Origin of the sequence: Mesorhizobium sp. M5C.F.Ca.IN.020.29.1.1, from assembly GCF_003997375.1 — a bacterium.
Lineage (GTDB): Bacteria > Pseudomonadota > Alphaproteobacteria > Rhizobiales > Rhizobiaceae > Mesorhizobium > Mesorhizobium wenxiniae.
This window is the reverse complement of the sequence record NZ_RZSW01000237.1, coordinates 1-9,008: the sequence shown is the minus strand read 5'-3', so window position 1 is coordinate 9,008 and position 9,008 is coordinate 1. Positions and strand designations below refer to the sequence as shown.

Sequence of the window (9,008 nt, the reverse complement as noted above, 5' to 3'; positions counted from 1 at the left end):
GCTTGGGAAAACCGTCGCAGACCTCATTAAGCTGTCCGGCGGCGATGCTATCGTGACGTCGATCCTGCGCAACCGGACTATGCGGATGACACCACTGCCCGATGTTGTCCTCAAAGCGAACGACATCCTGCTGCTCGAGGGCGACCCAGAGGCGCTGGATCGCCTTGTCTCGCAGGGCAAGCTCAGCGTCACGGGCAACAGGGCCAGTGGGGACAACACGACCAGCGAGTTGGTCGCTATCGAAGCTGTCATCGGTGAAAGCTCCCCTTTAATCGGCTGGACAGCCCAGCGCCTTGCCCTCTACCACCGCTTCAATGTCAACCTCCTGGCTGTCAGCCGTCACGGCGAGCGCCTCGACCGCAGGCTGGCCGAAATCCAGCTAAGGCTCGGCGACGTCATCGTGTTGCAGGGCAATGCAGCCACGATACCCGAGATACTGCGTGAACTCGGCTGCCTGCCGCTGGCGGAAAGGGCTATCCTGCTTGGTAGCGTGCGTAAGGGTGTCGTGCCGGTATCGATCCTTGCTCTCGCGATGGTGGCGACTGCGTTCGGGCTGCTCCCGGTCTCCGTCGCTTTCTTTGCGGCCGCGGTCGGAATGGTGCTTTTCAGGGTCATTCCGGTCCGGGACGTCTACCAATCGCTGGATGGTCCAATCCTCATCATGCTCGCCCTTCTCATTCCAGTGAGCGATTCGCTACGCAGTACAGGGGCCACAGGAGTAATAGCCGGCGAGCTTGCCAGACTGGGCACCGTTCTTCCGGCGCCCGGCGCATTGATGCTCATCCTTGTCGCTGCCATGGCCGTTACACCATTCCTCAACAATGCCGCCACCGTTCTGGTCATGGCGCCCATCGCCGCCGAATTTGCTGGCGATCTCGGCTACAGACCGGAAGCATTTCTGATGGCAGTCGCCATTGGCGCCGGTTGCGATTTTCTCACCCCGATAGGCCACCAGTGCAACACACTCGTCATGGGGCCTGGGGGCTACCGTTTCAGCGATTATCCACGCCTGGGACTGCCGCTATCGTTCCTCGTCATCATTGTTGCTGTGCCGATGCTAATGATCGTATGGCCAATGAACTGATATGCGATACAGGCGCAATCCGGCTCGAACCTTCGCCGGCCGGCGAAAACAACCCCCTCTCTGCATGATGGCCATGCTTTGATATTCCGATCGCCGGCGACGGATTGTTAACCACACCGGAAGCACAACACTGCCAGAGGTGATGCGTCTGCCGAGGTGATATTTCATGCGTCGAGAGAAAAGAACGGCAGCAAGCTACCATCTGGTTATCGCGATCTGTGGCTGCAGCGTTGCTGTTCACCGATGCACCGAAGCACCTGGTGCATAAGGTCGAGCGGCTGGTTCGTTTCGTGCGCGCGAAGGGGGTGGGTGTGTTCTTCGTCACGCAATCGCCGACCGACGTGCCGGCGGCGGTCCTGGAACAGCTCGGGACGAGGATCCTGCACGCCATGCGCGCGCGCACTGCGGAGTCGCTGAAGAAGATCAAGGCAGCTGCCGATACAATTCGGCCGCGCAAGGGCTTCAAGACTCGAGAGGAGTTGCCGGTACTGAAGATCGGCGAGGCGCTGATCTCGGTCATTGGAGAGGACAATGTGCCAAGCGAAGTCGAGAAGGTGAAGGTGATCATGCCGGCCGGGCAGATCGGACCGATTCCGGATGAAGAGCGCAAAGTCGTGCTCGAGTCGACACCCCTGCGGAAGAAATACCACCACGGCTCGACGAGCACGCCGCCGACCGCGCATTCAACCGGCGCATGTTGGTGGCGAGGGGCATCGACCCGAGTCCGGAAGGCGAGGCAATCGAGCCCGTGCCGAACCTCTACCTGAGCACGTCCCGTCGATCGACATCAGCACGGAGCCAGGCAAGGGTCTGAACGGAATGGCGACGCAAGCCGCCGGAGTGTGACACACGTTGTAACCGGCAAAGAAAATACTGGTGTCGATAACGTATTCGCGACATGCTGTTCGCGATACGGAATTAGCCACAGTGAACATAGCCGAACATCCCATTAAGCGCTCTCTCGTCTTCTTCCTGGTGCCGGATTTCACTATGGTCGCCTTTGCGACCGCGCTGGAGCCGATCCGCATCGCCAACCGGATGCTCGGTTACGAAGCCTACAAGTGGCGGCTGGCCAGTATCGACGGGCAGCCCGTGCCCGCTTCGAACGGCGTGTTATGTGCCGTAAACACGTCGTTGGAGGACGAGCGGCGTAAGATGGCTGGTCCCGACAGGCCTTCGATGGTCATCGTCTGCACCGGCATCAACATCGAGGGTTATTCGAACAAGTCTGCCTTTGCCTGGTTGCGCGAGGAACATAATCGCGGCGTTGCGATCGGCGGACTCTGCACTGGTGCGCATGTGCTGGCGGCTGCCGGATTGCTTTCTGGCAAACGCTGCGCCATCCATTGGGAAAACCTGCCGGGCTTCGCCGAGGCATTTCCGAAGGCCAATGTTTTTGCCGACCTTTTTGAGGTCGACCAGAATATCTATACATGCGCCGGCGGCACGGCCGCTCTCGACATGATGTTGAAGCTGATCGGCGATGATTTCGACGACGCTCTGGTCAGGCAAGTATGTGAGCAGGTGCTGACTGATCGAGTGCGCAGCCCTGGCGATCGCCAGCGGCTACCTCTGCGAGCGCGGCTCGGCGTTCAGAACTCGAAGGTGCTTACGATCATCGAACTTATGGACGCGAATCCGTCCGAACCGATATCGATTGGTGATATTGCCGACCATGTCGGGCTGTCGCGACGGCAGATCGAGCGTCTGTTCCGCGTCGAGATGGGTCGATCCCCCGCCCGCTATTATTTGGATATCCGCCTCGAGCGCGCGCGCCATTTGCTGATCCAGTCAGCCTTACCCATAGTCGAAGTGGCCGTCGCGTGCGGCTTCGTTTCGGCGTCGCATTTTTCCAAATGCTACCGCGAACTCTACGCCCGCACGCCGCAGCAGGAGCGACTGGACAGGAAACACCTCGCCGCTGTCTAAAACGTCACCGGCATTGCCACATCCGCGACCGGTTCGGCCAAAGCTTCTCGCCGACCGCGGTCGCACTCGGTCTTGCGATGCGGCGCATCTCAGTCCGCCTGTTTTCGTCGCCGCCTCGACTGCACACCGCACGGAATCCGCAAGTCGCGGCAATAGAACGGGTCCCATTGGTCGAGTTGTCATTCATCCGAATGCGATCAGCAGATCCTTGGCGTCGATCTGATCGCCGGCCTTGACCAGCACTTCGGCGATTGTGCCGTCGCGCTCGGCATGCAATGCCGTTTCCATCTTCATCGCCTCGATCGACAGCAGCACGTCGCCGGCCTTGACCGCCTGGCCGGCGGCAACGGCAAGCGCCGAGACGACGCCGGGCATCGGCGCGCCGACATGCGCCTCGTTGCCCGGTTCAGCCTTGCGCCGCGCCTTGGCGGCGGAAGCGCCATGCGCGCGGTCCGGCACTTTGACCCGGCGCGGCTGGCCGTTGAGCTCGAAGAACACGGTGACCATGCCCTTCTCGTCGACATCGCCGATGGCCAGGCAGCGCACCACCAGCGTCTTGCCCTTCTCGATGTCGACAAAGATCTCGTCTTCAGGCTTCATGCCGTAGAAATAGGTCGGCGTCGGCAGCACGCTGACCGGCCCGTAGGTTTCCTGGGCTGCGGTAAAGTCGGAGAAGACCTTCGGGTACATCAGCCAAGAGGCGAATTCGAATTCGCTGAGCCTGCGCTCGAGCTTGTCTTCGATCTCCTTGCGGCTGGCCTTGAGATTGGCCGGCTTCAGCAGCGAGCCAGGCCGGGCCGTGATCGGTCTGTCGCCCTTCAGCACCTTCTTCTGCAGTGCCTCCGGCCAACCGCCGGGCGACTGGCCGAGATCGCCGCGCAGCATCGACACCACTGAATCCGGGAAGGCGATATCCCTGGCCGGATTTTCGACATCGGCAACCGTCAGGTCCTGGCTCACCATCATCAGCGCCATGTCGCCGACAACCTTGGACGACGGCGTCACCTTGACGATGTCACCGAACATCAGATTGACGTCGTGATAGGTCTGCGCCACTTCGTGCCAGCGTGTCTCCAGACCGAGCGAGCGCGCCTGTTCCTTGAGATTGGTGAACTGCCCGCCTGGCATTTCGTGCAGGTAGACTTCCGAAGCCGGCCCCTTCAGGTCGCTCTCGAAGGCGGCATACTGGTTGCGCACCGCCTCCCAGTAGAACGAGATGTTTCTGATCCATTGCGGGTCGAGGCCCGGATCCCGCTCGGTGCCCTTCAGCGCTTCGATGATCGAGCCCAGGCAAGGCTGCGAGGTGTTGCCGGACAAGGAATCCATCGCCGCGTCGATGGCGTCGACGCCGCTGTCCACCGCCGCCAGCACCGTCGCCGCCGACAGGCCCGACGTGTCGTGCGTGTGGAAATGGATCGGCAGATCGGTCGCCTCGCGCAGCGCCTTGAACAGCACTCGTGCCGCCGCGGGCTTCAGGAGGCCGGCCATGTCCTTGACCGCGATGATATGGGCGCCTGCCGCCTGCAACTCCCTGGCCAGCGTGACATAGTATTTGAGGTCGTATTTGGCTCGGGCCGGGTCGAGTATGTCGCCGGTATAGCAGATCGCTGCTTCGATCAGCTTGCCCTCGGCGCCGACCGCGTCCATGGCGACGCGCATGTTGTCGACCCAGTTCAAACAGTCGAAGACGCGGAACAGGTCGATGCCGCCGGCGGCGGCCTGTTTGACGAAATGCTCGACGACATTGTCGGGATAGTTGGTGTAGCCGACGCCGTTGGCGCCGCGCAAAAGCATCTGCAGCAACAAATTGGGCGCTGCCTCGCGGACCAGCGACAGCCGTTCCCACGGGTCTTCGGTCAGGAAGCGCATGGCGACGTCGAACGTCGCTCCGCCCCAGCATTCCAGCGACAAAAGCTGCGGCAGCGCGCGCGCATAGGTGCCGGCAATGCCGGCGATGTCATATGTGCGCACGCGCGTCGCGAGCAGGGATTGGTGTCCGTCGCGCATCGTCGTGTCGGTGACGAGCACTTGCTTTTGCGCGCGCATCCAGGCCGCGAATTTCTCCGGCCCAAGCGCATCGAGCTTCTGCTTGCTGCCGTCGGGCACATCGCCGTTGAGATAGGGCACCATGGGTGCCGCCGCATCCGCCTTCGGCTGCGGCCGGCCGCGCGTCTCGGGATGGCCGTTGACGCTGACATCGGCCAGGTAGTTGAGCAGCTTGGTCGCGCGATCCTGCCGCTTCACGCTCGCGAACAGTTCCGGCGTCGTGTCGATGAACTTGGTCGTGTAGGAATTGTCGGCGAAACTCGGATGATTGATGATCGCCTCGAGGAAGGTGAGGTTGGTCGCCACGCCGCGAATACGGAACTCGCGCAGTGCGCGGTTCATGCGGGCGATGGTCTCGGCCGGCGTCGGCGCCCAGGCCGTCACCTTCTCCAGCAGCGGGTCGTAAAAACGGGTGATGACCGCGCCGGAATAGGCGGTGCCGCCATCGAGGCGGATGCCGAAACCGGTGGCGCCGCGATAGGCGGTGATGCGGCCATAGTCGGGAATGAAATTATGCTCGGGATCTTCCGTGGTAATGCGGCACTGCAGCGCGTGGCCGTTGAGCCTGATATCCTTCTGTGCCGGCACACCCGATTCCGGCGTAGCGATGGCGAAACCGTCGAGAATGTGGATCTGCGCCTTGACGATGTCGATGCCGGTCACCTGCTCGGTGACGGTGTGCTCGACCTGGATGCGCGGGTTGACCTCGATGAAATAGAATTTGCCGGTGTCGGCATCCTGCAGGAACTCGACCGTGCCGGCGCCGATATAGCTGGTCTCGCGAGCGATCTTCAGTGCATAATCGCAGAGCTCCTCGCGCCGTGACATTTCGAGATACGGCGCCGGCGCCCGCTCGACCACCTTCTGGTTGCGGCGCTGGATCGAGCAATCGCGCTCGAACAGGTGCACGGCATTGCCGTGTGTGTCGCCCAGCACCTGCACCTCGACATGGCGGGCGCGCTCGATCAGCTTTTCGAGATAGACCTCGTCCTTGCCGAAGGCGGCTTTCGCTTCGCGCTTGCCCTCCGTCACCTCGCGGGCGAGATCGGCTTCCGAGCGGATGGCGCGCATGCCGCGGCCGCCGCCGCCCCACGATGCCTTCAGCATCACCGGATAGCCGATCGTCCTGGCGAGCGCCTTCACCGCCCCGATGTCGTCCGGCAAGGGATCGGTGGCGGGAATTACCGGCACGCCGACCTCGATCGCCAGGTTGCGTGCGGCGACCTTGTTGCCGAGCCTGCGCATCGTATCCGGCTTGGGTCCGATGAAAATGATGCCGGCCTTGGCGCAGGCTTCGGCGAATTCAGGGCTTTCCGACAACAGCCCATAGCCCGGATGGATGGCATCGGCGCCCGACAGCCTGGCGACGCGGATCACTTCTTCGATCGACAGATAGCTTTCGATCGGCCCCATATCCCGGGTCAGATGCGGCCCGCGCCCGACCTGGTAGCTTTCGTCGGCCTTGAAGCGATGCAGCGAGTATTTGTCTTCCTCGGCCCAGATCGCCACGGTTTTGAGGCCGAGTTCGTTGGCCGCGCGGAAGACGCGGATGGCAATTTCGGAGCGATTGGCGACAAGGATCTTCGAAATTTTCCGCACCAGTATTGAACCTCCCGGACCAGCGTCGTAGCGGCGTGTGGTTTAAAGAAAGTCTGCGATGCCACGGAAAGAATTAAGAGCCGCACGGGCAGTGCTCTTACCGGCGTACTTTTTGTCCAAACCGCACCTGAAAGTTCATTTTCAGGTGCGGTTTGGTCGCGCTACTTGGATTGTGGCGCGGTGACCTACTCTGCCGCGACTGCTGCCGTCAGAGGCGGGGATTCCGCCGGAAATGCGGCCGCTTCACGCCGTCCTTCGAGGTCGTCGAGCAGCGCCATCCATAGCGAGATGCACAACCCGATCATGACGACGAGGAAGGGTGCTGCCGCGATGATCGACGCGGTCTGAAGGCCCTGCAAGCCTCCCATCACCAGCAACACGCAAGCCGACGCCCCTGCAAGGACACCCCAGAGGACGACGACACCGCGTGCGGGCTCAAGCGAGCCGCCAGACGACAGCATGCCCATCACGATTGAGGCGGCGTCCGCTCCCGAGATGAAGAAGATGGCGACAAGGAAGATCGCGACGAACGAGGTGAGTGCCGTTCCTGGATATTGTTCGAGCAGGGCAAACAGCGAGATGGCGGCATCCTGATTGTTGACCGCCTCGACAAGGCCGCCGACGCCCATCAGTTCGGAGTGAAGCGCCGTGCCGCCCATGACGGTGAACCAGAGGAAGGTCACGCCGCTCGGAATGAGCAGAACGCCGGTGACGAATTCGCGGATGGTCCGCCCCTTGGAGATGCGCGCAATGAAGACGCCGACGAAAGGCGCCCAGGACACCCACCAGGCCCAGTAGAAGATTGTCCAGCTGCCCAGCCATTTGCCGTCGCTGAAGGCGGCGGTGCGGAACGACATGGTGACGAGATCGGCCAGGTAGTCGCCAAGCGCTTCGGTGAAGGTGTTGAGGATGAAAATGGTCGGTCCGACGATGGCCAGGAAAAGCAGCAACGCTGCGGCGAGCACCATGTTGATGTTGCTCAGGAACTGAACGCCCTTGCCCACCCCGGACACTGCCGAAAGGATGAACAGTGCCGACAGCACCGCAATGATCATTAGGGCAATGCCTGTCCCCTCGCCGGTTCCCCAGAGAAAATTCAGACCGCTGTTGATCTGCTGTGCGCCAAGGCCGAGCGATGTCGCCGTGCCGAACAGCGTGGCGAGGACGGCGAGAATATCGATTGTCTTGCCGATCGGTCCGTCGACCGCCTTGCCGAGCAGGGGGGTGAAAGCGCTCGAGATCAGGATTGGCAGGCCCTTCCGGTAGGTGAAGTAGGCGATCGCCAGACCGACAATGGCATAGATCGCCCAAGGGTGGAGGGCCCAATGAAAATAGGAATATTTCATCGCGAGCAGCGCAGCCTCCTTGGTTTGCGCGGCCGCCAGCCCGTGAGGCGGTGCGCCAAAATGGAAAACTGGCTCGGCAACGCCCCAGAACATCAGGCCGATGCCCATGCCGACACTGAACATCATGCATACCCACGAAACCGTCCGGAATTCGGGAAGTTCGTCATCGGCCCCAAGCCTAATCTTGCCGAAACGGCTGATCGCCAGGAAGTCGGCAAAGACCAGGAACATCGCGGTCGAGACAACAAAGCCCCATCCGAAACCGCTAATGATCGCCGAAAGCGTAGCTTGGGTGACGGAGGCGAGGCTCTCCGGGGCCACCGCTCCCCATGAGATGAATCCGATCGTGATCGCTATAGCCGGCCAGAACACCGCCGGATCTATGCTTCGCAGTCTGTCTGTGGTCGACATGCCTTATCCCTCCATGTGGTAACGTTTCCCTTTGGATGTTCAATTGTTCGTCCGCGCCCGCCCTCCCGCGGACGGCCTGCCTACTCATGCGACCCTGTCCGGCGGATCGCGGCCGTCGAAAAACGCGGAGATATTCTCGACCACCTTCATGCCCATGGCCGTCCGCGTCTCGGCCGTTGCGCTGCCGAGGTGCGGAAGAAGCACCACGTTTTCGAGATCCGTCAGGGCGGCTGGGATCGCCGGCTCTTCCTCATAGACATCGAGCCCGGCGCCGGCGATTGCCCCTTGCTTCATGGTCTCGACGAGGGCCACGGTATCGACGACGTCGCCGCGCGCGGTATTGATGAGAAATGCGCCCGGCTTCATCAGCGCGAGCCTCCGCGCGTCTACCAGATGTCTGTTCTCGGCACCGCCGGGACAATGGAGCGAGACGAAGTCGCTCGCCGCCATCACCTCCTCGATCGTCTTCATCTGCTGCGCATCCATCGCTCGAGTCTGGTCGTCGTCGATGATCGAGCGGTTGAAGAAGAGGACCTTCATCCCGAAACCGAAGTAAGCGCGCTTAGCGGTGGCTTTGCCGATCCGTCCCATGC

Annotated in this window: 6 protein-coding genes; 3 read left to right on the top strand and 3 right to left on the bottom strand. The window is 61.8% G+C overall.

Features of this window, described 5'->3' with window-relative positions; genetic code table 11:
- From EOA85_RS19180 to EOA85_RS19170, 3 genes are all read left to right on the top strand, one after another.
- Positions 1-1,084: SLC13 family permease (locus EOA85_RS19180; RefSeq protein ID WP_206523324.1), on the top strand; the 1,084-nt coding region annotated here is incomplete at its 5' end.
- A gap of 230 nt (positions 1,085-1,314) precedes the next feature.
- Positions 1,315-1,851, top strand: a complete 537-nt coding sequence (locus EOA85_RS19175) for a helicase HerA-like domain-containing protein (protein ID WP_164759748.1) — start codon at positions 1,315-1,317, stop codon at positions 1,849-1,851.
- A 223-nt stretch (positions 1,852-2,074) separates the two neighbouring features.
- Positions 2,075-3,013, top strand: coding sequence for a GlxA family transcriptional regulator (locus tag EOA85_RS19170; RefSeq protein WP_348627917.1), 939 nt, complete (start codon positions 2,075-2,077; stop codon positions 3,011-3,013).
- 183 nt (positions 3,014-3,196) lie between these two features.
- Here EOA85_RS19170 and pyc read toward each other — a convergent pair whose 3' ends face one another.
- The 3 genes from pyc to EOA85_RS19155 form a co-directional block, all read right to left on the bottom strand.
- Positions 3,197-6,658: a pyruvate carboxylase gene (pyc, locus tag EOA85_RS19165; RefSeq protein ID WP_206523323.1), complete on the bottom strand. Its 3,462-nt coding sequence runs from the start codon at positions 6,656-6,658 to the stop codon at positions 3,197-3,199.
- A gap of 185 nt (positions 6,659-6,843) precedes the next feature.
- Positions 6,844-8,415: a BCCT family transporter gene (locus EOA85_RS19160; RefSeq protein ID WP_127210780.1), complete on the bottom strand. Its 1,572-nt coding sequence runs from the start codon at positions 8,413-8,415 to the stop codon at positions 6,844-6,846.
- Between the two features lie 84 nt (positions 8,416-8,499).
- Positions 8,500-9,008: NAD(P)-dependent oxidoreductase (locus EOA85_RS19155; RefSeq protein ID WP_245485871.1), on the bottom strand; the 509-nt coding region annotated here is incomplete at its 5' end.